At 62.8% G+C, this 23,014-nt stretch carries 22 protein-coding genes; 16 read left to right on the top strand and 6 right to left on the bottom strand.

All coding sequences use genetic code 11. The annotated features are described in order from the left end of the window. Nucleotides 1-48 precede the first annotated feature (48 nt). Nucleotides 49-2,034 carry a threonine--tRNA ligase gene (gene thrS, locus CO676_RS24860; protein ID WP_097523026.1) on the top strand — a complete coding sequence of 662 codons (1,986 nt, stop codon included), beginning with the start codon at nucleotides 49-51 and terminating at the stop codon, nucleotides 2,032-2,034. A 133-nt stretch (nucleotides 2,035-2,167) separates the two neighbouring features. Here the strand turns inward: thrS and CO676_RS24865 are convergent, their stop codons facing one another. Further along, entirely contained in the window at nucleotides 2,168-3,169 is a 1,002-nt protein-coding gene (locus CO676_RS24865; protein WP_097523027.1) for a hypothetical protein, read from the bottom strand. Nucleotides 3,170-3,269: 100 nt separating this feature from the next. Between CO676_RS24865 and CO676_RS24870 the strand changes: the two genes are divergently transcribed. Further along, nucleotides 3,270-3,854, top strand: coding sequence for a nitroreductase (locus tag CO676_RS24870; protein ID WP_014764162.1), 585 nt, complete (start codon nucleotides 3,270-3,272; stop codon nucleotides 3,852-3,854). Beyond that, entirely contained in the window at nucleotides 3,854-4,456 is a 603-nt protein-coding gene (locus CO676_RS24875; RefSeq protein WP_097523028.1) for a flavin reductase family protein, read from the top strand. Before CO676_RS24870 ends, CO676_RS24875 begins: the two co-directional genes overlap by 1 nt. Before the next feature lie 3 nt (nucleotides 4,457-4,459). On the opposite strand, the gene CO676_RS24880 is transcribed toward CO676_RS24875, so the two are convergent. After that, nucleotides 4,460-5,170: an aldolase/citrate lyase family protein gene (locus CO676_RS24880; protein ID WP_097523029.1), complete on the bottom strand. Its 711-nt coding sequence runs from the start codon at nucleotides 5,168-5,170 to the stop codon at nucleotides 4,460-4,462. A gap of 72 nt (nucleotides 5,171-5,242) precedes the next feature. On the opposite strand from CO676_RS24880, the gene CO676_RS24885 reads away from it, so the two are divergent. Beyond that, nucleotides 5,243-6,364 carry a DUF2336 domain-containing protein gene (locus CO676_RS24885; RefSeq protein ID WP_097523030.1) on the top strand — a complete coding sequence of 374 codons (1,122 nt, stop codon included), beginning with the start codon at nucleotides 5,243-5,245 and terminating at the stop codon, nucleotides 6,362-6,364. Nucleotides 6,365-6,372: 8 nt separating this feature from the next. Here the strand turns inward: CO676_RS24885 and CO676_RS24890 are convergent, their stop codons facing one another. After that, entirely contained in the window at nucleotides 6,373-6,807 is a 435-nt protein-coding gene (locus tag CO676_RS24890) for a hypothetical protein (protein WP_097523031.1), read from the bottom strand. 220 nt (nucleotides 6,808-7,027) lie between these two features. On the opposite strand from CO676_RS24890, the gene CO676_RS24895 reads away from it, so the two are divergent. Then, nucleotides 7,028-7,498, top strand: coding sequence for a GNAT family N-acetyltransferase (locus CO676_RS24895; protein ID WP_097523032.1), 471 nt, complete (start codon nucleotides 7,028-7,030; stop codon nucleotides 7,496-7,498). A 15-nt stretch (nucleotides 7,499-7,513) separates the two neighbouring features. On the opposite strand, the gene parE is transcribed toward CO676_RS24895, so the two are convergent. Then, complete coding sequence (gene parE, locus CO676_RS24900; RefSeq protein ID WP_097523033.1) at nucleotides 7,514-9,571, bottom strand: DNA topoisomerase IV subunit B; 2,058 nt, start codon at nucleotides 9,569-9,571, stop codon at nucleotides 7,514-7,516. A 239-nt stretch (nucleotides 9,572-9,810) separates the two neighbouring features. Between parE and CO676_RS24905 the strand changes: the two genes are divergently transcribed. After that, nucleotides 9,811-10,695 (top strand): lysophospholipase, encoded by an 885-nt coding sequence (locus CO676_RS24905; RefSeq protein WP_245424442.1) that lies wholly within the window; start codon nucleotides 9,811-9,813, stop codon nucleotides 10,693-10,695. A 29-nt stretch (nucleotides 10,696-10,724) separates the two neighbouring features. After that, the gene (locus CO676_RS24910; protein ID WP_179875632.1) at nucleotides 10,725-12,047 is read left to right on the top strand and encodes an FAD-binding oxidoreductase; all 1,323 of its coding nucleotides are present in this window, start codon (nucleotides 10,725-10,727) and stop codon (nucleotides 12,045-12,047) included. A gap of 6 nt (nucleotides 12,048-12,053) precedes the next feature. On the opposite strand, the gene CO676_RS24915 is transcribed toward CO676_RS24910, so the two are convergent. Together CO676_RS24915 and CO676_RS24920 are read right to left on the bottom strand one after the other, a co-directional pair. Beyond that, nucleotides 12,054-12,638, bottom strand: a complete 585-nt coding sequence (locus CO676_RS24915; RefSeq protein ID WP_014764172.1) for a YceI family protein — start codon at nucleotides 12,636-12,638, stop codon at nucleotides 12,054-12,056. Between the two features lie 3 nt (nucleotides 12,639-12,641). Further along, nucleotides 12,642-13,265: a cytochrome b gene (locus CO676_RS24920; RefSeq protein WP_097523035.1), complete on the bottom strand. Its 624-nt coding sequence runs from the start codon at nucleotides 13,263-13,265 to the stop codon at nucleotides 12,642-12,644. A gap of 244 nt (nucleotides 13,266-13,509) precedes the next feature. Here CO676_RS24920 and tpiA point away from each other — a divergent pair, with 244 nt between their 5' ends. The 9 genes from tpiA to CO676_RS24965 all read left to right on the top strand — a co-directional run bounded on the left by tpiA (nucleotide 13,510) and on the right by CO676_RS24965 (nucleotide 23,010). Beyond that, the gene (gene tpiA / locus CO676_RS24925) at nucleotides 13,510-14,280 is read left to right on the top strand and encodes a triose-phosphate isomerase (RefSeq protein WP_014764174.1); all 771 of its coding nucleotides are present in this window, start codon (nucleotides 13,510-13,512) and stop codon (nucleotides 14,278-14,280) included. Nucleotides 14,281-14,414: 134 nt separating this feature from the next. After that, the gene (gene secG / locus CO676_RS24930) at nucleotides 14,415-14,891 is read left to right on the top strand and encodes a preprotein translocase subunit SecG (protein ID WP_097523036.1); all 477 of its coding nucleotides are present in this window, start codon (nucleotides 14,415-14,417) and stop codon (nucleotides 14,889-14,891) included. Between the two features lie 138 nt (nucleotides 14,892-15,029). Then, nucleotides 15,030-16,667, top strand: coding sequence for a CTP synthase (locus CO676_RS24935; protein ID WP_280952047.1), 1,638 nt, complete (start codon nucleotides 15,030-15,032; stop codon nucleotides 16,665-16,667). A 162-nt stretch (nucleotides 16,668-16,829) separates the two neighbouring features. Next, on the top strand, nucleotides 16,830-17,717 hold the full coding sequence (locus tag CO676_RS24940) for a VOC family protein (protein WP_014764177.1): 888 nt from the start codon (nucleotides 16,830-16,832) through the stop codon (nucleotides 17,715-17,717). After that, nucleotides 17,717-18,559, top strand: coding sequence for a 3-deoxy-8-phosphooctulonate synthase (gene kdsA, locus CO676_RS24945; protein ID WP_179875633.1), 843 nt, complete (start codon nucleotides 17,717-17,719; stop codon nucleotides 18,557-18,559). Before CO676_RS24940 ends, kdsA begins: the two co-directional genes overlap by 1 nt. A 143-nt stretch (nucleotides 18,560-18,702) precedes the next feature. Beyond that, nucleotides 18,703-19,977, top strand: a complete 1,275-nt coding sequence (gene eno, locus CO676_RS24950) for a phosphopyruvate hydratase (protein ID WP_097523039.1) — start codon at nucleotides 18,703-18,705, stop codon at nucleotides 19,975-19,977. A 143-nt stretch (nucleotides 19,978-20,120) separates the two neighbouring features. Next, on the top strand, nucleotides 20,121-20,441 hold the full coding sequence (locus tag CO676_RS24955; RefSeq protein WP_097523040.1) for a septum formation initiator family protein: 321 nt from the start codon (nucleotides 20,121-20,123) through the stop codon (nucleotides 20,439-20,441). A 137-nt stretch (nucleotides 20,442-20,578) separates the two neighbouring features. Next, on the top strand, nucleotides 20,579-21,625 hold the full coding sequence (gene pdhA / locus CO676_RS24960; protein ID WP_097523041.1) for a pyruvate dehydrogenase (acetyl-transferring) E1 component subunit alpha: 1,047 nt from the start codon (nucleotides 20,579-20,581) through the stop codon (nucleotides 21,623-21,625). Between the two features lie 17 nt (nucleotides 21,626-21,642). Next, nucleotides 21,643-23,010 (top strand): pyruvate dehydrogenase complex E1 component subunit beta, encoded by a 1,368-nt coding sequence (locus CO676_RS24965; RefSeq protein WP_014764182.1) that lies wholly within the window; start codon nucleotides 21,643-21,645, stop codon nucleotides 23,008-23,010. Nucleotides 23,011-23,014 lie beyond the last annotated feature (4 nt).

The raw sequence follows: 23,014 nt of genomic DNA on the forward strand, positions 1-23,014 counted from the left end.
GCAACCATACCACCCGCATTCGTTGGCGGGACTGGATAGGAGATCATGATGTCGCATTTCGTTTCCCTTACATTCCCTGATGGCTCCGTCCGCGAGTTCGCCGCCGGCACGACCGGCCGCTATGTGGCCGAGTCGATCTCGAAGTCGCTGGCCAAGAAGGCTGTGGCAATCGCTCTCGACGGCGAGCTGCGCGACCTTTCCGATCCGGTAGCCGGCGGCAAGATCGAGATCGTCACGCGCGAAGACAAGCGCGCGCTGGAGCTTATCCGCCACGACGCGGCCCATGTGATGGCCGAAGCCGTGCAGGAATTGTGGCCGGGAACGCAGGTGACAATCGGTCCCGTCATCGACAATGGCTTCTACTACGACTTCGCCAAGAACGAGCCCTTCACGCCCGATGACCTGCCCGTCATTGAGAAGAAGATGAAGGAGATCATCGCGCGCAACCAGCCCTTCACCAAGGAGATCTGGTCGCGCGACAAGGCGAAGGAGGTCTTTGCCGCCAAGGGCGAGAGCTACAAGGTCGAGCTCGTCGATGCGATTCCCGAAGGCCAGGACCTGAAGATCTACTACCAGGGCGATTGGTTCGACCTCTGCCGTGGGCCGCACATGGCCTCGACGGGCCAGATCGGCACGGCCTTCAAGCTGATGAAGGTGGCTGGCGCCTATTGGCGCGGCGACAGCAACAATCCGATGCTGACCCGCATCTACGGCACTGCCTGGCATACGCAGGAGGAGCTCGATCAATATCTGCACGTGCTCGCCGAAGCGGAGAAGCGCGACCATCGCCGTCTCGGCCGTGAGATGGACCTCTTCCATTTCCAGGAAGAAGGTCCGGGCGTCGTCTTCTGGCATGGCAAGGGCTGGCGCATATTCCAGAGCCTCGTCGCCTATATGCGGCGCAGGCTCGAAGTCGACTATCAGGAGGTCAACGCACCCCAGGTCCTCGACAAGTCGCTCTGGGAGACCTCCGGTCACTGGGGCTGGTACCGCGACAACATGTTCAAGGTGACGGTTGCCGGCGACGAGACGGATGACGACCGGGTCTTCGCGCTGAAGCCGATGAACTGCCCCGGACACATCCAGATCTTCAAGCATGGTCTGAAGTCTTACCGGGAACTGCCTGTGCGGATGGCCGAATTCGGAGCAGTGCACCGCTATGAGCCGTCCGGCGCGCTTCATGGTCTGATGCGTGTGCGGGGCTTCACGCAGGATGACGCGCACATCTTCTGCACTGACGAGCAGATGGCCGCCGAATGCCTGAAGATCAACGATCTGATCCTCTCCGTCTACGATGACTTCGGTTTCAAGGAAATCGTCGTCAAGCTTTCGACGCGGCCGGACAAGCGGGTCGGCTCCGACGCGCTCTGGGATCGCGCCGAAGCGGTGATGACGGATGTGCTGAACACCATCGAGTCGCAATCCGAGGGCCGCATCAAGACCGGCATCCTGCCGGGCGAGGGCGCCTTCTATGGGCCTAAGTTCGAATACACGCTGAGGGATGCGATCGGCCGCGAATGGCAGTGCGGAACGACTCAGGTCGATTTCAACCTGCCGGAACGGTTCGGGGCCTTCTACATCGACAAGGATTCCGAGAAACGCCAGCCGGTGATGATCCATCGCGCCATCTGCGGTTCGATGGAGCGTTTCCTAGGCATTCTGCTGGAAAACTATGCCGGCCATATGCCGCTGTGGATCTCGCCTCTGCAGGTGGTGGTCGCAACGATCACCTCGGACGCGGACGATTACGGCCGCGAGGTCGCGGCGCGTCTGCGTGAGGCCGGGCTTACCGTCGAAACCGACTTCCGCAACGAGAAGATCAACTACAAAGTCCGCGAGCATTCGGTGACGAAGGTTCCGGTGATCGTCGTCTGCGGCAAGCGCGAGGCGGAGGAGCGTTCGGTCAATATCCGTCGGCTCGGCTCGCAGGCGCAAACGGCGATGACGCTGGAGGAGGCGGTCGCTACGCTGTCGAGCGAAGCGATGGCGCCGGATCTCAAACGCAAGGCGGAACGGAGCGTCAGGGCTGCCTGAGGCTCCGGGTCGTTCGAGCTTCTGAAGTGTGATGGCGCGCGACAGATCGGACGTGCGTCATCAGGCCCGCTAGAAATCAACGGCCTTCCCCACGGTGATTGCCTGACGCTGCGTCAAGCTAACCGCAATCCAGTCAGTCCTGAGCGTGGGCGTTCGCGGTCTCGTCGAGCGCATCATTGCCGTTGAGCAGTACTTCCACATCCGTGTTGATGCCTGCCTTCACGGCAAAGTCGCGCTGGTAGATCTTGTCCTTGTTGCGTGCCACGGCCGTGTAGCTGCCCTCCGCGAGGACGAGCGTCGGAAAGGCCCCGACGCTTTCGCTGACGACGTCGCCCGAGGAGGTCAGGATCGACCAGGCGGTATCGGCGATCGCCTCGCCGCCGGGTTCCGAGACGAGCTTCAGTGTGAGCTTCGCGGCGCGATGTTGGATCGTTGCTTCGGTCAGCTTGCCGGCTTCCACCTGGATGTCGGCGCGGATCACCGCATTGACGGAGCCGTAGTCGGAGACGACGTGATAAGTGCCGGCGCCGAGCCGGACCACCGTGCTGGGCTTCACGTCGGCGACGATCAGGGCGCGCTCGCCATCTTCCTTCACATCGGATGAGAAGATCGAAAAGCTGAGTTCGGCCGGTGGAATGCGCACGTCGCTGCCGGAGACGGCGTTCAGCATGACCCCGCCGGCGTCCAGCACCAGAACCTGTTTGTCCAGCTCGCCTTGATCGGGCACACGAATCTTGCGTGTGGCTGCCGCGCGACCGAAGGCGACATTGACGAAATATTCGCCGGGCACGAGATTGAAGGCCGTGGAGCCGCCTTCGGAGGTAGCCAGCAGCGGAAGCTTGCCGTCGCCGCCGGGAATGGGACTGAAGACGCGCCAAGTCAGGCCCGACTCCACCGGCTGGCCCTTTGTGGTCAGCAGCGCTTCGAGCTTCACATCCTTCAGTTCGCCGTTCTGTGTAGGGTCGCTGACGAGTGGATTGAAGCTCGTGAGTTTTGGCATCTTTCGACTGCCGGAGATCGACGGAAAGCTCTCGAAGGCGTCGGTCGCGTCTTCCGCCGCGGCTCGCTGCGCACCGGAACCGGCGAGCGTGATCGCCAAGGCGGCTCTGAGCAAAATACGAGTGCGGATGCGCATGAGTGCAGTTGACTTCCTGACTGGGTGACTCCACTTGAGACGCCGGTATGGCATTTTCGTGGCTGTCGATCCGGCGGCAAGGTAGTGGAATTCGCTCGATATGAAAACCGAAATTAAGCTCGTTGACTATCTCACTTCCCGCAGGTCGATTCCGGCTTTCCAGATGGGGCCGCCGGGACCCGGCAAGGCCGAGGTAGAGGAGATGCTGCGGCTCGCCTCCCGCGTGCCGGACCATGGAAAACTGGCGCCCTGGCGCTTCATCGTCTATCGCGGCGAGGAGAGGGCGCGGATCAGCGGCGAGTTGAAGAAGATGGCACTTGCCGCCAAGCCGGATCTCTCCGAGGAACTGATCAAGGTGGAGGAAACGCGGCTGACGCGTGCCCCCGTCGTCGTCGCGGTCGTCAGCAGGGCTGCACCGCATTTCAAGATTCCCGAATGGGAGCAGATGATGTCGGCCGGTGCCGTGTGCCTCAATCTGTTGATGGCAGCAAACGCGCTCGGCTATGCTTCCAACTGGCTGACCGAATGGTACGCCTTCGACGAAAAAGCTTATCCGCTGCTGGGCGTGGCGCCCGGCGAAAGGATTGCCGGCTTCATTCACATCGGCACGGCCATGGTGCCGCCGACCGAGCGCCCGCGGCCGGAACTGGCCGAGATCGTCACCTGGGTCGGGGAAGACGCCTGATGTTCTACGAAACGGCTACCAATCGGCACGGCTTGCCGCACGATCCGTTCAAGGCGATCGTGTCGCCGAGGCCGATCGGCTGGATCGGCACGCGCGCCACGGACGGTTCGTTGAACCTCGCGCCCTATTCCTTCTTCAATGCGATCAGCGACCGGCCGAAGCTCGTGATGTTTTCATCGAGCGGCTACAAGGATTCCGTGCGTAACATCGAGGCGACCGGTGAGTTCACCGCAAGCTTCGCCAGCCGCAACTTGAGCGAGGCCGTAAACACGAGCTCGGTGGCGGCGCGGCACGGCGAGAGCGAGTTCGAGATCGCCGGACTGACGCCGGTCGAGGGAACGCTCGTCAAGGCGCCTTTCGTCGGCGAGGCCTTCGCCGCGCTCGAGTGCCGGATGACGGAGATGTTCCGGCCGAAGGGCCTCGATGGCGAGGCATCCGACAGCTATGTCGTCATTGGCGCGGTCGTCGGCATCCATATCCGCGACGAGGCCATTCGCGACGGACGCTTCGACGTGACGGCCGTCAAGCCGCTCGCCCGCCTCGGCTATATGGATTACTGCGATGGCGGCGATGTCTTCCAGATGGTGCGGCCGGTTCGCTAGGCCCTAGGATTTGGGCAGCGCCCCTGCTGCGGCGAGAAGATCGATCTGCTCTGGCGAGCGGGTGGCCACGGCCGAGAAGCCGTTCTCGAGGCTGTTTGTCCAAATCCGTAGCACCGCTGCCTCGTCGACGGCATCGGCGGGCAGCATATCGTAAGCCGCAATGCCGGCCTCGCGCGCCCGGAGCACCGCCGCGGCGCGACCGGCGCGGACGACGGCCGGCACATCGCCCGTCCCGGTGACGCGGTGGCAACCGCAGGCTTCCGCGAGGGCCGAGGCGTCGAATAGCAATGCGGAGAGGCGCGGGGAAACGCCAGCCATCGAGTGCGGCGAGAGCACGCTTTCGGCAACCGTGGCATATTCCGCCAGCAAGGCCGTTCGGCCCTGGCGGATGCCTGCGGCCGCCTCGGCGACTTTCAGCATTACGTCGAGCTTCTGGATATCGGCCGGTCCCCGGCACGCTGTCAGCACGACGCCGTCCATCTCGGTGAGGAGCGCTAAGAGGCCGTCTTCATCGATTGTTTCGGCCGGCCCGATCCGCGCGAGAACGAGGCAGGCTGCTTTCTTGCCGGGCCATCGCAGGCTTGACCGCGTTTGAGGCGTCGTCGCATCGACAACGATCCCTTGAACGGCCTCCAGCATCATCGCCGCCGGAAGCTGCTCGCCTGCTGCAAGATACAGAAGAGGCTTCATAGTTTGCGCGCGGTTAACGGACATGGTGAACCAATCTTAAACCTTTGACCGCTAATATTCGGACATTGGGGCTGATGGGTGTCTAGTGGGGCATAGGTGATCATACAAGCATTTCTTCGCTGGGTCGAAACGGCGAGAACCGGCGATCGCGCGCGCGCCGCCAGTGCGCTGGGCCGAGCCTATGCCCAGGCCGAGATGAACGGCCTCGATCGGCATGCCGCCGAAATGGCGATGACCTTCCTGCTGGACGATCCCTCGCCAAAGGTCCGCCTTGCGCTCAGCGAAGCCCTGGCCGATAGTCCGACGGCGCCGCGAGCGATCGTCAGGGCGCTCGCAGAGGACCAGCCCGAAATCGCTTTCGCGGCAATCGCCCGTTCGCCGGTGCTTACCGATGCGGATCTCGTCGACCTCGCAGCGCGCGGCACGGCCGAGACGCGTGCGCTAATCGCGGCGCGGGGCACTGTTTCTTGCTCCGTCGCCGCTGCGATCGCCGAGATCGGCGACGAGGAGGAAGTTTCCATTCTCCTCGAAAACACCGGCGCCTTGCTCTTGCAGGGTTCACTCAGGAGGATCGCCTGCCGCCTCGGGCATGCTGCGGCGGTGCGTGACCGGCTGCTGGCGCGCGCCGACCTGCCGAGCGACGCGCGGCATGCGCTTGCCGAAAAGATCGGTGCGGCGCTCTCGGCTTCCGGGCTCGTCCAGGCGGTGATCGGCTCGGCTCGCGTGGCGCGCGTCATGAGAGAGGCATGCGATGCAACCGCCTTGGCCATGACGGCAGCCGGCTCGCCGAACGACTTGTCCCGGATGGTCGCCCATTTGCGCGAGACCGGACGCTTGACTCCCGCCTTCCTGATGAGCGCGCTTTGCAGCGGTGCGACGGAATTCTTTCTCCTGGCGATCGTCGATCTTTCGGGCCTGTCGGAGAAGCGCGTGCGCTCGATCCTGTCCGGGGGCCGCCTCCACTCGATTCGCGCTCTCTTTGAGAGTGCCGGCCTCGCGCGCGATGTCAGCGAAGCATTCGCAGAAGCTGTCCTGTATTGGCAGGCTCAGGCGGGCGAGGGCGCGCCCGCGTCGCTCGCCGCTCTCCTCGAACGCCTTCGCCGGAGGCCTTCCTCGACGTCGGCCTCCGTCGCCGAATTGGTGGAACGACTGGGCTTTGCCGAACAACGGCAAGTCGCGCGGAACTATGCCCTCATTGCCTGGCGCCAGGCAGCCTGATCGGCAACTCAGTTGCCGAACCGGCGCGCCACCCAGGAATAGCCGTCTTCCATGTAATGCACCGGGGCACTGACGATCGCTTGCAATTTCTGGCGGTCCGGCACCGCGCCGCCGAGCCATGCCAGAGCTCGCTTCGGCAGGCCCGGCTTTTCCTCGTGCATTGCCGGGGGCGTTGCCGCTTGCGGCGCCGGTGTGTTGGGCTCCGGCGCGATCTTGGGAGCCGGCGCAGGTTCGGCGGACGCCATCATGCCGGTCCCGGACGTTTCGCAAACGGCGACGACCACCGGGTAGTTCTTGTTGGAGAACTTCGGCAGTTCCTTTTGCGATTCCGTGTCGCACAGGGCGATCGACGGCCAGGTGCCGTTCACGGTCGAGATGTAGTGGCATTTCGTGACATTGTCATCGCAACCGAGAATGGTCATGACGATCAGGGCGGCTTTCATGTCTTGGGTCCGTTCAGAAGACTGTTGCCCCTATGTTATGGAGCTTCGATTGTTTCCGAAGTAGGGCAAAGTTTCGCATCGTGAAACAAATTGTTTCGACCCGTCACTCGGATTGATTGCAACTCTCCTGCGCCGTTTGACGTATTGGCACCGTTCGTCATCGAAGTTAGTTTTCCTCCCGTTGATCTCTCTAACGACATGATTTGCGTCGAGGCATGGAATGACCGAAATCTCTATCGCCGAGGAACCGCCGCGCCAGCCGGCCATCCTCCGCCTGCTCGAACTCTCAGACGCCTATGCGGCATCGCTTTATCCGGCTGAGAGCAACCATATGGTCGATCTCTCGACTCTGGAGCGGCCCGGAGTGTCCTTCTTCGTCGCGCGAGGGAACGGCGAGATCGTCGGCTGCTGCGCGCTGGTGGACGCCGGCGACGGGACGGCGGAGATCAAGCGGATGTTCGTCGATCCGCAGGCGAGGGGACTGAAAGTCGGCAAACAGCTTCTTGCTGTGCTGGAAGCCAAGGCGGAAAGGTTGGGCCTGACCGCGATCCGCCTCGAAACCGGCATTTACCAGCCGGAAGCGATCGGTCTTTACAGATCGTCCGGTTATGTCGAGCGTCCGCCCTTCGGCGGCTATCTGCCCGATCCGCTGAGTCTGTTCCTGGAGAAGGCGCTCGGGCAGACCGTCTAAGCGCGTTACAGCCTGTCAGATATCCAGATTGTCCGCAAAGACGGCGCGCTCCTGGATGAAGCGGAACCGGGCATCGGCCTTCGTTCCCATCAGGTTGTCAACGGCCTCGCGCGTGCCCTCGAAATCGACGTCGTCGATCTCCACCTTGAGCAGGGTCCGGTTGGCCGGATCCATGGTCGTTTCCTTGAGCTGAGCGGGCAGCATCTCGCCGAGACCCTTGAACCGACCGATCTCAACCTTGCCGCGGCCGTTGAACTCGGTGCGCATCAGCTCTTCGCGATGCGCGTCGTCGCGGGCATAAAGCGTCTTTGATCCTTGGCTCAACCGGTAAAGCGGCGGCACGGCGAGATAGAGGTGGCCGCCGCGAATGAGTTCCGGCATCTCCTGATAGAAGAAGGTGATCAGCAGTGAGGCGATATGTGCGCCGTCGACGTCCGCGTCGGTCATGATGACGACGCGCTCATAGCGGAGATCCTCCTCGCGGTACTTCGACCGCGTGCCGCAGCCGAGCGCCTGGACGAGATCGGCGATCTGCTGGTTGGCGCCGAGCTTCTCGCGGCCGGCGCTGGCGACGTTCAGGATCTTGCCTCGCAGGGGCAGGATCGCCTGATTGGCGCGGTTGCGCGCCTGCTTGGCCGAGCCGCCTGCCGAATCGCCCTCGACGATGAAAAGCTCCGCGCCTTCCGCCGTGTTCTGCGCACAGTCGGCTAGCTTGCCTGGCAGGCGCAGTTTGCGCACCGCAGTCTTGCGGTTGACTTCCTTTTCCTTGCGCCGGCGGACGCGCTCTTCGGCGCGCTCGACGACCCAGTCGAGAAGTTTTGCGGCTTCGGCCGGATTGTCGGCGAGGTAATGGTCGAAGGGGTCTCGAAGCGCGTTTTCGACGATGCGCTGCGCCTCGACCGTCGCCAGCTTGTCTTTCGTCTGGCCGACGAATTCCGGTTCGCGAATGAAGACCGAGAGCATGCCTGCCGCCGAGATCATCACGTCGTCGGTGGTCACGATTGCGGCCCGCTTGTTCTGGGTGAGCTCCGCGTAGTTCTTCAGGCCCTTGGTCAGCGCGATGCGCAGTCCGGCCTCGTGCGTGCCGCCTTCCGGCGTCGGGATCGTGTTGCAATAGGAGTGGATCTGCTGATCGCCGCCATACCAAGTGACCGCCCATTCGAGCGAGCCGTGGCCGCCGGCCTTTTCCGATTTGCCGGCGAAGATCTCGCGGGTGACGGTGAATTCCTTGCCGAGCGTCGCGGCTAGGTAGTCCTTGAGGCCGCCGGGGAAATGGAACACGGCCTTGTCCGGAGTCTCCGAACCTTCCGGCAGCAATGCCGTATCGCAGGACCAGCGGATTTCGACACCGCCGAAAAGATAGGCCTTGGAGCGGGCCATGCGGAAGAGCCGCGCCGGCTCGAAGCGGGCATGCGGACCGAAGATTTGCGGGTCCGGATGGAAGCGGACCCTCGTACCACGGCGATTATGCACCTCGCCGAGTTCTTCAAGTTCACTCTGCGGAATGCCGCGGGAGAAGCGCTGGCGGTAGAGTTTGCGGTTTCGCGCCACCTCGACCTCGAGCGAGTCCGACAGCGCGTTGACGACGGAGACGCCGACGCCATGCAGGCCGCCCGAGGTCTCGTACGCCTTGCCGTCGAACTTGCCGCCGGCATGCAGGATCGTCATCACCACTTCGAGGCTCGACTTGTTGGGGAACTTCGGGTGATTTTCAACCGGAATGCCGCGGCCGTTGTCGGTCACCGTCAGGAAGCCGTCGGCGTCGAGGTTCACTTCGATGAAGTTCGCGTGGCCGGCGACGGCCTCGTCCATCGAGTTGTCGATCACCTCGGCAAAGAGATGGTGCAGCGCCTTCTCGTCCGTTCCGCCGATATACATGCCCGGCCGGCGACGCACCGGTTCCAGCCCCTCGAGGACCTCGATCGCTGACGCGTCGTAGTCGCTGCCGTCGCGGGGCGCCGGCCGCGACGCATCGTTGCCGGCGGCAGGCGCGGCCGGCTTGCGCGGCGCGGCGGCATCGGCCGGCTTCGGCTGCAAAGGCATGGCGGAAAAGAGATCGCTGCTGTCGTCCATGGGTTGGTTAGATCATTCCTGTCGTCTGTGTCGGCAAGGGCATAGCAAGACCGCGGCGCCGTCGCTATCCCTTGCCGGGCGAATCATCGAGATTCTGCCAGAGTCTTGGGGAAAGCGCGAACAAAAGGCGAATTTTCGGATGCTCGAAGCCGATAACGCGGTGAATTGCGGCTTCAGTGTTGCGTAGCGGAGGTGCGAGTGGCAAGGCATGGGCCGAAGCAGGGAGCCCTTGGGTGTCTATGTCCACGATTGTTTTCTCTGTCGGGTGCCTGCTTGCCGCGGTGCTTTTTTCAGGCATTACCGCTTCCGCCGAAGCCGAGCCGTTACGGCCCTACAAGGATGCGTTGTTCGGCTACCCCGGAGTTCTGCGGGAGGAGGATGGCGGCGGTTTCCGTGTCGTCGATTATCAGGAACTCAGGGATATCAACGGGCGCGATCAGATTCCGGAGCGACGCGTCAAGCGGTCCTATGTGTCGCTTGGCGTGAAGAGTTCGCAGGCGGACGAGACGCTGGATCTCGATCTCGGCGGTCGTTCTCTCGACGTCACGCGCGTTGGTCCGGATCGCGGCGCCGCGTTTACGGTCATCTTCATCCATGGGCGCGGCGGTGACCGGCGCCTCGGTGCCAACGACTTCTCCTTCGGTGGTAATTTCAACCGACTGAAGAATCTGGCGGTCGGCAATGGCGGTACTTACTATGCGCCGAGCGTGCGCTCCTTCGATGCGGCGGGCGTGGCCGACATTGCCGCGCTGATTCGTTTTGCCGCCGAGCGATCCGGCGGCCGGCCGGTGGTGCTGTCCTGCGCGTCCATGGGCAGTTTCATCTGTTGGGGTATCTCGCGCGACCAACAGGCAGCGGCGATGCTCGGCGGCATGATGGTGATGGGCGGCGTCGCCGACCCGGCGTTTGAAGAGAGTGCCGCTTACAAGGCAAGGCTGCCGGTCTTCTTCAGCCATGGCAGCAATGACAGCGTCTATCCCGCCGAGGCACAGGTTGCGCTCTATCGCTCCCTGAGGAACAAGGACTATCCCGCTCGCTTCGTGTTGTTCGAGACCGGTTCGCACGGCACGCCGGTGCGCATGACCGACTGGCGGGATGCGCTGAACTGGATTCTCGAGCGTTGAGCTCTCGCGGTCGTCGTTGGAACCCTGGAATGAGCATCGACAAATTCGAACACTGGTGGCGGACGGAGAAGCGGCCCCGCGGCGCGATCTCGCCCGACGACTATGAGGATCGGCTGGGCACCATCGCGCCGATGGCGTACCTGCCCTTTGGCAATGGCCTTAGCTACGGCGACGTCTGGCGCAATGATCGCGGCACGCTGATCGACAGCGCCAAGCACGGCCGCATACTGGCCTTCGACCCGGGAACCGGGGTGATCACCTGCGAGGCCGGCGCTACACTCAGCGACATTCTCGTCAAGGCGATACCGCATCGCTTCTTCCTGCCCGTGACGCCGGGAACGGGTCTCGTCACGGCCGGTGGCGCCGTCGCCAGCGACATCCACGGCAGGAACCATCATGCCCGGGGCTCTTTCGGCAATCACGTCCGGCGGCTGACGCTGCTACGTTCGGACGGCGAACGCCTGACTTGCTCCGCCGAGGAAAACGCCGAGCTCTTCACTGCCACGATCGGCGGAATGGGACTGACGGGGCTGATCCTCGACGTCGAGCTGCGGCTGATGAAAGTTCCGTCGCCGCACGTCCAGCAGCATGCGATTCGCTTCGAAAATTTCGCCGATTATTTCACCCTCATCGATCGCGTCGGTGAGGAGCACGAATATTCCGTCGCCTGGATCGATCAGCTTGCGACCGGTCGCCGGGCGGGCAGGGGTGTGCTCTGGGCTGCCGACCATGCCGACGCATCTTGCGAATATCCGGACATACCCAAGGGACCGAAGCTCGCGTTTCCCTTGTCTCCACCGTTCAACCCGTTGAATTCCGTGATGCTGAAGGCGCTCAACGAATTCCGCTTTCGCCGGGAAAGGCCAGGGGAAACGGTTTCGACAGAGACATGGACGTCCTACTTCCATACGATCGACCGGCTCGGTGCCTGGCACCGGCTTTACGGGCGCCAAGGGCCTTGTCAGCACCAGAGCGTCTATCCGGCCGAGAATGCGAAGCAGACCACGATCCGCCTCTTGGAGACCGCGCGCAGGCACGGCCACGCATCCTTCCTGACCGCTCTGCACCGTTTCGGAGACGCGGCAGGGCGAGGAATTCTCTCCTTCCCCCGGCCGGGCTTTTCCCTCACCATGGACTTCGCCAATCAGGGCGAAGCGACCGTCAGATTGCTCGACGCGCTCGACCGGATCGTCATCGAGGTCGGCGGCGCGGTGAACCCGAGCAAGGATTTTCGCATGAGTCCCACAGCCTTCGAGGCATCTTTTCCGTCGTGGCGAAAGCTCGAAGCATTGCGCGATCCGGCAATAGCCTCCGATTTCTGGAGACGCACCGCGCTCGCACTCAACAACTGAGAACGGTCAACGCCTCAGTCCCCGTATGTCCATGTCGAACTCGACGACGTTGGAATAAATGGGTGTGCCGACGTCCATGCCATAGGGCGCACGGCGGATGCTGCCGCGGATGGTGAAGGAGATCGAGCGTTTGTCCCAGTCGGTCAGGGTGACGGCGAAGCGTTCCTTCCGCGTCTTGCCGCGCGCCGTCAGCGTACCCTCGACGGTCGCCCTATCGGGTCCGGTCTGTGTCACGCTGGTGGAGCGGAAGGTCACCGTCTGATAGTTGGCTGTGTCGAAGACGGCGCTGGACCGCAAAAAATTCTCGATGCGGCGCTCTCTCGCCCTGACACTCTCCGGATAGAGCGTGAACTCGACCGACGACCGCCCGACATTGCCGCCGTCTATCCGGAATCTGCCTGAAAACTTCGCAAAGTTGCCGGCGATGCCGCCGCCGCCCGTCTGCCCGACAGTGAACTGGATGCGCGAGGAACTGGTGATGCTGTAGCTGCCAGCCGCGTCCGCAAGGGACGGGGCCTGCGCGCGAGCCGGCAGAGCGACAGTGATCAGTGCGAAGGTCGCCTTCAGTGCAAGGTTGCGTGGAGCGATCATGGATCATTTCCTTCCAGCAACGGCTTCATGGGTTTCTCGACCATCATCGGCTGCGCCCGCATTGCTCGACCGTAAGCCGGAGCGCAGCATGCGGATCAATACCGCGTCGCCTCGGACGAACTGGTGGTAGAGCGCCGCCGCAGCGTGGATGGCCACCAGAGCGAGCATGACATAGGCAAGCAGTGCGTGGGCGAAGGCCCAAAAAGCTTCCGAGCTCTCCGATTGCGGCAGCGGCAGGTGCGGAATGACGAGGATGTCGAAGTAGAAGCTCGGGATGTTCAATGTCGAGGCGGAGGCGACAGCCCAGCCGGCCAGCGGCGTCAGCAAGCCGAGGATGATCAGCATCCTGTGCGTTTCGCGCGCCGCGGCATGTTCAAGCGGGCGGAGCCCTGGGACCGGCGGCGGGGTTCGTTCCGCCAGCCACCAGATTGTTCTCAGGAGCGCGAGCCCGAACGCGGTGAAGCCGAACGACTTGTGCCACTGATAGAGCGAGAACTGCAGCGCCGGATCGATCTCGGTGCGCCGCATGACGAAGCCGATCAGCATCAGGCCGAGGATGAGCAGCGCGATCGTCCAGTGCAGGACGATCGTTACCGTTCCAAAACCACTCTCGCTATTGCGCAGCATTGGACGACTTAGCCAACTCGCCTGGGAGTGCCGGTGGGCTGTTTCCGCTGACGTGAGACGCTCGAAGCCGCGGTTTTATTCGAAAACGTTGCTGTCCAAATTCGCCCCGGCATCGGGCGTCACTAGCGCGTCACCCGTACTGCTGGCCGTTGGTCGGACCGGAATTTGCGTGCCAGGTGCTTTCAATTGCCCGACCGATTTGCTAGGCCGCTTGCCCAAGAGGCCTGATCCCGGAGGAAGTTTCATGACGCCCGATATCCGCCCGCTGGTTGCCGGCAACTGGAAGATGAATGGTACGCGTGCTTCGCTGGACCAGATCAAGGCAATGGCCGAGGGCGTCAAGGGCGAACTTTCCGCCAAAGTGGAGACGCTGATCTGCCCGCCGGCGACGCTGCTTTATGTTGCAACCGCACTTTGCGACGACAGTCCGCTGATGATCGGCGCTCAGAACTGCCACCAGAAGCAGTCGGGCGCCCACACGGGCGAGATTTCCGCTGAGATGATCGCCGATTGCTTCGGCACGCATGTCATCGTCGGCCACTCCGAACGCCGCACCGATCATGCCGAGACCGATGCGCTGGTAAGGGCGAAGACCGAAGCCGCCTACGTGGCGGAACTCGTCGCTATCGTCTGCATCGGCGAGACCGAAGAAGAACGCAAGAGCGGCAAGACGCTCGACGTCCTGAGGCGCCAGCTCGCCGGCAGCCTGCCGGATGGCGCGACAGCGGAGAATACCGTGATCGCCTATGAGCCGGTCTGGGCGATCGGCACGGGCCTGACGCCGACGGTGGGAGATGTGGAAGAGGCGCATGCCTTCATGCGCAGTGAACTTGTCTCGCGCTTCGGCGCCGAGGGCGGCAAGATGCGCATCCTCTACGGCGGCTCCGTCAAGCCATCAAATGCCAAGGAACTGATGGGCGTCGCCAATGTGGACGGTGCGCTGATCGGCGGCGCCAGCTTGAAAGCGGAAGACTTCCTCGCCATCTACCGGGCCTATGAAGAATTGACTGCGTGATCGCCGCGTCGGGCTGGCAGGGGCTTGGAATAGCCGCCTGCTTGGTATAAAGAGGCGCGAAATTTGGACGCGGCCCGCTACGTGGCCGCGATCGTTCGATTCGAATGCCCCGAAGAGGGCAGGACTGGAAGCTGATGCAGACCGTACTCCTCGTCATCTATCTCATGGTCGTCGTTGCCCTGATCGGCGTCGTCCTCATTCAGCGTTCCGAAGGTGGCGGTCTCGGTATCGGCGGCGGTTCGGGCTTCATGTCCGCCCGTGGCACGGCCAATGCACTGACCCGCACGACGGCGATTCTCGCCTTCCTGTTCTTCGGCCTTGCACTTGGGATGGGTATCCTGGCGCGTTACGAGCCGCAGGCAACCGACATTCTCGAGCGTATTCCGGGCACGAGCTCAAGCGGCGGCGTGCTTGATTCGCTCGGCGGCGGCCAGACGGCGCCGGCCGGTGGGAACACGACGGCCCCCGCGACCGGTAACGGTGCAGGCAGCACGGTTCCGGCAGACGGCGCGGCTCAGCCCGCTCAAGCTCCGGCTGCTCAGCCGACCGCCCCGGCCCCGGCCCCCGGTGCCAACGGCAATACCGGATCGCAAGTTCCGAGCGGCCAGTAAGGTCGAAATTCAGAAGAACCGCCGGCGGATGTTTCATCCGCCGGTTTTGTTTTGTGTGAAATCTGCCGCGGCGAAAAACGGAAAAATTCGGGAAGACGAGTTTTTTCGGTGGCGGAATCGTTTGTGAAAAGGTATCCGGTGACTCCCATGGCGCGATATGTATTCATCACTGGCGGCGTGGTCTCCTCCCTCGGAAAAGGCATCGCTGCGGCTGCTCTCGGAGCTCTGCTGCAGGCGCGTGGCTACCGCGTGAGGCTGCGCAAGCTCGACCCCTATCTCAACGTCGATCCGGGCACCATGAGCCCGACGCAGCATGGCGAAGTGTTCGTCACCGATGACGGGGCGGAAACCGACCTCGATCTCGGCCACTACGAACGCTTCACCGGCCGTTCGGCGACGAAGACCGACAACATCACCACGGGGCGGATCTACAAGAACATCATCGACAAGGAGCGGCGCGGCGACTATCTCGGCGCGACGGTCCAAGTGATCCCGCACGTCACCAACGAAATCAAGAACTTCGTCACCGAGGGCAATGAGGATTACGATTTCGTCATCTGCGAGATCGGCGGCACCGTCGGTGATATCGAGGCGATGCCCTTCATGGAGGCGATCCGCCAGCTCGGTAACGACCTGCCGCGCGGCACCGCCGTCTACGTCCACCTGACGCTGATGCCTTACATTCCGGCGGCGGGTGAACTGAAGACCAAGCCGACCCAGCATTCGGTCAAGGAATTGCAGGCGCTCGGCATTCATCCCGACATTCTGCTCGTGCGCGCCGATCGCGAGATTCCGGAAGCGGAGCGCCGCAAGCTGTCGCTCTTCTGCAATGTGCGGCAATCGGCCGTGATCCAGGCCCTCGATGTGGCGTCGATCTACGACGTGCCGATCGCCTATCATAAGGAGGGGCTGGACAACGAAGTGCTCGCCGCCTTCGGCATCGAGCCGGCACCGAAGCCGCGTATGGAAGCCTGGGAGAATGTGGCGCACCGGATCCGCACCCCGGAAGGCGAAGTCACGATCGCGATCGTCGGCAAATATACCGGCCTGAAGGACGCCTATAAGTCGTTGATCGAGGCGCTCTATCACGGCGGCATCGCCAACCGCGTCAAGGTCAAGCTCGAATGGATCGAATCGGAGGTCTTCGAAAAGGAGGATCCGGCGCCCTATCTCGAGAAGGTCCACGGCATTCTCGTTCCCGGCGGTTTCGGCGAGCGCGGTTCGGAAGGCAAGATCAACGCGGCGCGCTTTGCCCGCGAACGCAAGGTGCCCTATTTCGGCATCTGCTTCGGCATGCAGATGGCGGTGGTCGAAGCCGCACGCAATCTTGCCGGCATCGAAAAGGCGTCGTCGACCGAATTCGGCCCCGCCAAGGAGCCGGTCGTCGGCCTGATGACCGAGTGGGTGAAGGGCAACGCTCTCGAGAAACGCTCGGCCTCCGGCGATCTCGGCGGCACCATGCGGCTCGGCGCCTATCGTGCGACCCTCAAGCAGAACACGAAGATTGCCGAAATCTACGGATCGACAGACATCTTCGAACGCCATCGCCATCGCTACGAGGTCAATGTCGACTACAAGGATCGCCTGGAGTCCTGCGGCCTGGTTTTCTCCGGCATGTCGCCGGACGGTGTGTTGCCGGAAACGGTGGAGTACAATAACCATCCGTGGTTCATCGGCGTGCAGTACCATCCGGAACTGAAGTCCCGGCCTCTTGAACCGCACCCGCTCTTTGCGAGCTTCATCGAAGCGGCGCTCGAACAATCGCGGCTGGTGTAGCCTCGCTCTTTTCGGATGATGCCGATCCTTTCGCGGCCGGTTCCCCAGGGACCGGCCGCACTTATAACTGCCAGTGGCTGCTGGCACTCCGGTCCTCCTGCCGCTTGCAATCGACGGTCAAAAGTTGCAAACAGCGGCAAACCGGTCATCAGGGAAACCGCCATGAGCCTGCCCACGCGCACCGCCCGCCCGCTCGATCATCTCGTGCTGCCGGTTGCGGAACTCGGGCGGGCAAGGCAGCGCCTCTCCGATCTCGGCTTCACCGTTGCCGATGACGCACGTCATCCCTTCGGCACGGAGAACGCCTGCGTCTTCTTTTCCGACAACACCTATCTGGAGCCACTCGCCATCGCTTCCCGCGAAGAATGCGAGGCTGCCGCCCTTGCCGGCAATGCCTTTGTCGCGCGCGACCATGCGTTCCGCTTCCGGCAGGGTCCGGAAGGCCTATCCTCAATCGTGCTCGGGACGCCGGATGCCGCCGCTGATCACATCCGCTATCGGTCCTGCGGCATCTCCGGCGGCGAGATGCTGGAATTCTCGCGGCCCATGCGTCTGCCGGACGGACGCGAAGGGCTCGGCTCTTTCAGGCTGGCTTTTGCCGCCGACCTGCGCGCGCCCGACTTCTTCCTGTTCAGTTGCCAGCGGATCCGCGCCCTGCCGATCGACAGCGCGCTCGCCAACCACCAGAATGGTGTGACCGGTATCGCCGAAGTGGTTCTCTCGGAGCCCAATCCGACAGACTTCCAATATCTGCTGCAGGAAGCCGTCGATGAGCGCGAAGTCTCGGCCCATTCCTTCGGCATGGACATCCAGGCCGGCAGCGCCAAGCTGTCGGTGCTGAACCCGGCAGGCATGGAGGCCTTCTACGGCCGCTCCGTCAGCGCGTCCGAACGCGGCTTGCGCGGCCGTGCCGTGGTGTTCCGCGTCGCCGACCTGGAAGCGACGCGCGCGCTGTTCGCGCAGAACGATATCGAATTTGCAGAAATGGGCGGACGCCTCATTGTCCCGGAAGCGCCGGGGCAGGGAGTGATCTTCGCGTTTGGAGTGTGATGATGGAAACGAAATCAAGGGTTGTCGTCGGCGAAGGTACCGGCCAGGTGGTGTTCTCGCAGAAGGAGCGGCTGACCCTGATCGCCGGCCCCTGCCAGATGGAAAGCCGCGAGCACGCCTTCATGATGGCCGGCAAGCTTGTCGAGCTCTGCAGGTCGCTCGGTCTCGGCCTCGTCTACAAATCCTCCTTCGACAAGGCAAACCGCACCTCGCTTTCGGGCAAGCGCGGCATCGGCCTTGAAAAGGCGATGGAGATCTTTGCCGATCTCAAGCGCGAATTCGGCTTTCCGGTGCTGGCCGACATCCATACCGAAGAACAGTGCTCGCAAGTCGCCGAGACCGTCGATATTCTGCAGATCCCCGCCTTTCTGTCGCGCCAGACCGATCTGCTCGTCGCTGCCGCCAAGACCGGGAGGACGATCAACGTCAAGAAGGGCCAGTTTCTTGCGCCCTGGGACATGAAGAACGTGCTCGCCAAGTTTACAATGAGCGGCAACCCGAACGTCCTTCTCTGCGAGCGCGGCGCCTCCTTCGGTTATAACACGCTCGTTTCCGACATGCGCTCGCTGCCGATCATGGCGGCGCTCGGAGCGCCGGTGGTCTTCGACGCGACCCATTCGGTGCAGCAGCCGGGCGGGCAGGGTGGCTCGACCGGCGGTCAGCGCGAATTCGTCGAAACTCTGGCGCGGGCAGCCGTTGCAGTGGGGATCGCCGGCCTCTTCATCGAGACGCATGAGGATCCGGACAACGCCCCCTCCGACGGCCCGAACATGGTGCCGCTCAGGGACATGCCGCGGCTCCTTGAAAAGCTGCTCGCCTTCGACGCGATCGCCAAGGCTTGAATGAGGCGCGGTGTCGCCCAGCGTGAAATTTTCATGAAGGGCGATGGCTCGCCATGCTTCCGGCGCCGCGCGCCATTGTAATTTCAGGGCCATGAATTAAGACAGGCCCACCATCATCATCGTCCACAAGCAGGGAAGAGATCATGACTGCAATCATCGACATCATCGGCCGCGAGATTCTCGACAGCCGCGGCAACCCGACCGTCGAGGTCGATGTCCATCTCGAAGACGGCAGTTTCGGCCGCGCCGCCGTTCCCTCGGGCGCTTCGACCGGCGCGCATGAAGCAGTGGAACTGCGCGACGGCGGCACCCGCTACCTCGGCAAGGGCGTCGAGCGCGCCGTCGATGCGGTCAACGGCGAAATCTTCGAAGCGATCGGCGGTCTCAATGCCGAGAACCAGATCCAGATCGACAAGACGATGATCGAGCTCGACGGCACGTCGAACAAGTCGCGCATCGGCGCCAATGCCATTCTCGGCGTGTCGCTCGCCGTCGCCAAGGCCGCGGCGGAAGCTGCCGGCCTGCCGCTCTACCGCTATGTCGGCGGCCCGAACGCGCATCTCCTGCCGGTGCCGATGATGAACATCATCAACGGCGGGGCGCATGCCGACAACCCGATCGACTTCCAGGAATTCATGATCATGCCGGTCGGCGCCGAGACCCTGAAGGACGCCGTCCGCATGGGTTCGGAAGTCTTCCACACGCTGAAGAAGCAGCTCGCCGCCGAAGGCCACAACACCAATGTCGGCGACGAGGGCGGCTTCGCGCCGGGCCTCGCTTCGGCACCGGCGGCGCTCGACTTCATCATGAAGTCGATTGAAAAAGCCGGCTACAAGCCGGGCGACGACATGTATGTCGCGCTCGACTGCGCCTCGACGGAATTCTTCAAGGACGGCAAATACGTGCTCGAAGGCGAAGGCCGGACGCTCGAGCCGGGCGCAATGGCCGAATACCTCGCCGAGCTTGCCGCAAAGTACCCGATCATCTCGATCGAAGACGGCATGGCCGAAGACGACTGGGACGGCTGGAAGGCCCTGACCGATCTCATCGGCAACAAGTGCCAGCTCGTCGGCGACGACCTGTTCGTCACCAACTCGGCGCGGCTGCGCGACGGTATCAAGATGGGTGTCGCCAACTCGATCCTCGTCAAGGTCAACCAGATCGGTTCGCTCTCCGAAACGCTCGATGCCGTCGAGACGGCGCACAAGGCGCGCTACACCGCGGTCATGTCGCACCGTTCCGGCGAGACCGAAGATTCGACGATTGCCGATCTCGCGGTTGCCACCAATTGCGGTCAGATCAAGACCGGCTCGCTGGCCCGTTCCGACCGGCTCGCCAAGTACAACCAGCTGATCCGTATCGAGGAGCAGCTCGGCCTGCAGGCGGAGTACGCCGGCCGCTTGATCCTGCGCGGTTGATCGCTACCACTGGCGTCAGCGCCAATTTTCGAACCCGCCAGCCTCCCGGCCGGCGGGTTTCCTTTTCCTTGCCATTCATGGTCAACGGTCGGTTAATCAATCGACGTTAACCTGCCTTGGTATTGCGTAGCAGGGCATTGACGATGTGGACACGGCATCACAAGAAGCGGAGACTGGGGCGGCTGGTAGTGCCGGTGATCGCGGTCGCCTTTCTTTCTTACTTCGGCTATCATTCGATCCATGGCGGTTACGGCTTGACGGCGACGGAGGAGTTCGACCGCCAGATCGCCGAGCGGCAGGCACGGCTCGACGAGCTCACTCAGAGGCGGCAAATCCTAGAAAAGGAGGTCGTGCTGATGAGTGACGGTTCGTTGGAAAGAGACATGCTGGATGAGAAGGCTCGCCTCGCGCTCAACATGTCGCGTAGCGACGAGATCGTCATTTTTCATCGATCGGCGAATTAACTTAAATTCGGTTAATGGAGAATAGCCCTTTAAAATCATTCAGTTAAGCTGAATAATAGCCATGCAAATATGTCATTGCTGTGGCGCTCTTCTTTCCCTATGGTAGCCCACCAAAGGCTAACCATTGGGAGGAATGAATGGCTCCGCGAAAAACCGCGTCCGTCTCCGGCCGCAAGACCGCTGCCAAGCCGGCTAAGAAGGACTTCACCGGCGGCACGATCGCCGAATTCTCCAAAGAAGCTGAACTCAAAGCCTACCGCGAAATGCTGCTGATCCGGCGTTTCGAGGAGAAGGCCGGCCAGCTTTACGGCATGGGCTTCATCGGCGGCTTCTGTCACCTCTATATCGGCCAGGAAGCTGTCGTCGTCGGCATGCAGCTGGCGCTGAAGGAAGGCGATCAGGTCATCACTGGTTACCGCGATCATGGCCACATGCTCGCCTGCGGCATGAGCGCCCGCGGCGTGATGGCCGAACTTACCGGTCGCCGTGGCGGCCTTTCCAAGGGGAAGGGCGGCTCGATGCACATGTTCTCCAAGGAGAAGCACTTTTACGGTGGTCACGGCATCGTCGGCGCCCAGGTTTCGCTCGGCACCGGTCTGGCCTTCGCCAACAGGTATCGCGGCAACGACAATGTCAGCCTCGCTTATTTCGGCGACGGTGCCGCCAACCAGGGCCAGGTCTATGAGAGCTTCAACATGGCAGCGCTCTGGAAGCTGCCGGTGATCTACATCGTCGAGAACAATCGTTATGCGATGGGCACCTCCGTGTCGCGCGCTTCGGCGCAGACCGATTTCTCGCAGCGCGGCGCTTCCTTCGGCATTCCCGGCTATCAGGTCGACGGCATGGACGTGCGTGCCGTCAAGGCGGCAGCCGACGAGGCCGTCGAACATTGCCGCTCCGGCAAGGGGCCGATCATCCTCGAGATGCTGACCTACCGCTACCGCGGCCACTCGATGTCCGACCCGGCGAAATATCGCTCGAAGGACGAAGTGCAGAAGATGCGCTCGGAACATGATCCAATCGAGCAGGTGAAGGCCCGCCTTGTCGAAAAGGGCTGGGCGAGCGAGGACGAGCTGAAGCAGATCGACAAGGAGGTTCGCGACATCGTTGCGGACAGCGCCGATTTTGCCCAGTCTGATCCCGAGCCGGATGTATCCGAGCTCTACACCGACATCCTGCTTTGATCCGGGGAGGGACGAATATGCCAGTAGAAATTCTCATGCCTGCCCTTTCCCCGACGATGGAGGAAGGCACGCTTTCCAAGTGGCTGAAGAACGAGGGCGACAAGGTGTCCTCCGGCGACGTCATCGCCGAGATCGAGACCGACAAGGCGACGATGGAAGTCGAAGCCGTCGACGAAGGGACGATCGGCAAGCTGCTGATCGCCGCCGGCACCGAAGGCGTCAAGGTCAACACGCCGATCGCCGTGCTGCTCCAGGACGGCGAGGCCGCCGGCGATATCGCCACTGCCAAGACGGAAGCGCCGAAGCCGGCAGCGGTCGAGGCTCCGGCGCCGGCCGCTGCCCCCGTCGCGGCTCAGCCGAAGGCCGAAATTCCCGCCGATCCGGCGATTCCGGCCGGAACCGAAATGGTCACGATCACGGTCCGCGAAGCGCTCCGCGATGCCATGGCCGAAGAAATGCGCGCCGATGACAACGTCTTCGTCATGGGCGAGGAGGTCGCCGAATACCAGGGCGCCTACAAGATCACCCAAGGGTTGCTGCAGGAGTTCGGCCCGCGCCGGGTCGTCGACACGCCGATCACCGAGCATGGCTTCGCCGGCGTTGGCGTCGGCGCGGCGATGACGGGCCTGCGCCCGATCGTCGAATTCATGACGTTCAACTTCGCCATGCAGGCGATCGACCAGATCATCAACTCCGCCGCCAAGACGCTCTATATGTCCGGCGGCCAGATGGGCGCGCCGATCGTCTTCCGCGGGCCGAGCGGTGCTGCGGCCCGCGTCGCCGCCCAGCACTCGCAGTGCTATGCCGCCTGGTACAGCCACATTCCCGGCCTGAAGGTCGTCATGCCCTACACGGCGGCGGATGCGAAGGGCCTGTTGAAGGCCGCGATCCGCGATCCGAACCCCGTCATCTTCCTCGAAAACGAAATCCTCTACGGCCAGTCGTTCGAAGTGCCGAAACTCAACGATTTCGTCCTGCCGATCGGCAAGGCGCGTATTCATCGCGTCGGCAAGGACGTGACGGTCGTCTCCTTCGGCATCGGCATGACCTATGCGGTCAAGGCCGCAGCCGAGCTCGAGTCACAGGGCATCGATGTCGAAGTCATCGACCTTCGCACCATCCGCCCGATGGACCTGCCGACCGTCATCGAATCCGTCAAGAAGACCGGTCGCCTCGTCACCGTCGAGGAAGGCTACCCGCAGTCCTCCGTCGGCACCGAGATCGCCACCCGCGTCATGCAGCAGGCCTTCGATTATCTCGATGCGCCGATCCTGACGATCGCCGGCAAGGACGTGCCGATGCCCTATGCGGCCAACCTTGAAAAGCTTGCTCTGCCGAACGTCGCCGAGGTCGTCGATGCGGTGAAAGCCGTCTGCTACAAATAAGAGA

The organism is Sinorhizobium sp. BJ1 (genome assembly GCF_002531555.1).
In the GTDB taxonomy this organism is placed as follows: domain Bacteria; phylum Pseudomonadota; class Alphaproteobacteria; order Rhizobiales; family Rhizobiaceae; genus Sinorhizobium; species Sinorhizobium fredii_B.

Coding starts and splice junctions, on each gene's coding strand:
- thrS (WP_097523026.1), top strand. CDS start 49: ATGTCGCATTTCGTTTCCCTTACATTCCCTGATGGCTCCGTCCGCGAG.
- CO676_RS24865 (WP_097523027.1), bottom strand. CDS start 3,169: ATGCGCATCCGCACTCGTATTTTGCTCAGAGCCGCCTTGGCGATCACG.
- CO676_RS24870 (WP_014764162.1), top strand. CDS start 3,270: ATGAAAACCGAAATTAAGCTCGTTGACTATCTCACTTCCCGCAGGTCG.
- CO676_RS24875 (WP_097523028.1), top strand. CDS start 3,854: ATGTTCTACGAAACGGCTACCAATCGGCACGGCTTGCCGCACGATCCG.
- CO676_RS24880 (WP_097523029.1), bottom strand. CDS start 5,170: ATGTCCGTTAACCGCGCGCAAACTATGAAGCCTCTTCTGTATCTTGCA.
- CO676_RS24890 (WP_097523031.1), bottom strand. CDS start 6,807: ATGAAAGCCGCCCTGATCGTCATGACCATTCTCGGTTGCGATGACAAT.
- CO676_RS24895 (WP_097523032.1), top strand. CDS start 7,028: ATGACCGAAATCTCTATCGCCGAGGAACCGCCGCGCCAGCCGGCCATC.
- parE (WP_097523033.1), bottom strand. CDS start 9,571: ATGGACGACAGCAGCGATCTCTTTTCCGCCATGCCTTTGCAGCCGAAG.
- CO676_RS24905 (WP_245424442.1), top strand. CDS start 9,811: ATGTCCACGATTGTTTTCTCTGTCGGGTGCCTGCTTGCCGCGGTGCTT.
- CO676_RS24910 (WP_179875632.1), top strand. CDS start 10,725: ATGAGCATCGACAAATTCGAACACTGGTGGCGGACGGAGAAGCGGCCC.
- CO676_RS24915 (WP_014764172.1), bottom strand. CDS start 12,638: ATGATCGCTCCACGCAACCTTGCACTGAAGGCGACCTTCGCACTGATC.
- CO676_RS24920 (WP_097523035.1), bottom strand. CDS start 13,265: ATGCTGCGCAATAGCGAGAGTGGTTTTGGAACGGTAACGATCGTCCTG.
- tpiA (WP_014764174.1), top strand. CDS start 13,510: ATGACGCCCGATATCCGCCCGCTGGTTGCCGGCAACTGGAAGATGAAT.
- secG (WP_097523036.1), top strand. CDS start 14,415: ATGCAGACCGTACTCCTCGTCATCTATCTCATGGTCGTCGTTGCCCTG.
- CO676_RS24940 (WP_014764177.1), top strand. CDS start 16,830: ATGAGCCTGCCCACGCGCACCGCCCGCCCGCTCGATCATCTCGTGCTG.
- kdsA (WP_179875633.1), top strand. CDS start 17,717: ATGATGGAAACGAAATCAAGGGTTGTCGTCGGCGAAGGTACCGGCCAG.
- eno (WP_097523039.1), top strand. CDS start 18,703: ATGACTGCAATCATCGACATCATCGGCCGCGAGATTCTCGACAGCCGC.
- CO676_RS24955 (WP_097523040.1), top strand. CDS start 20,121: ATGTGGACACGGCATCACAAGAAGCGGAGACTGGGGCGGCTGGTAGTG.
- pdhA (WP_097523041.1), top strand. CDS start 20,579: ATGGCTCCGCGAAAAACCGCGTCCGTCTCCGGCCGCAAGACCGCTGCC.
- CO676_RS24965 (WP_014764182.1), top strand. CDS start 21,643: ATGCCAGTAGAAATTCTCATGCCTGCCCTTTCCCCGACGATGGAGGAA.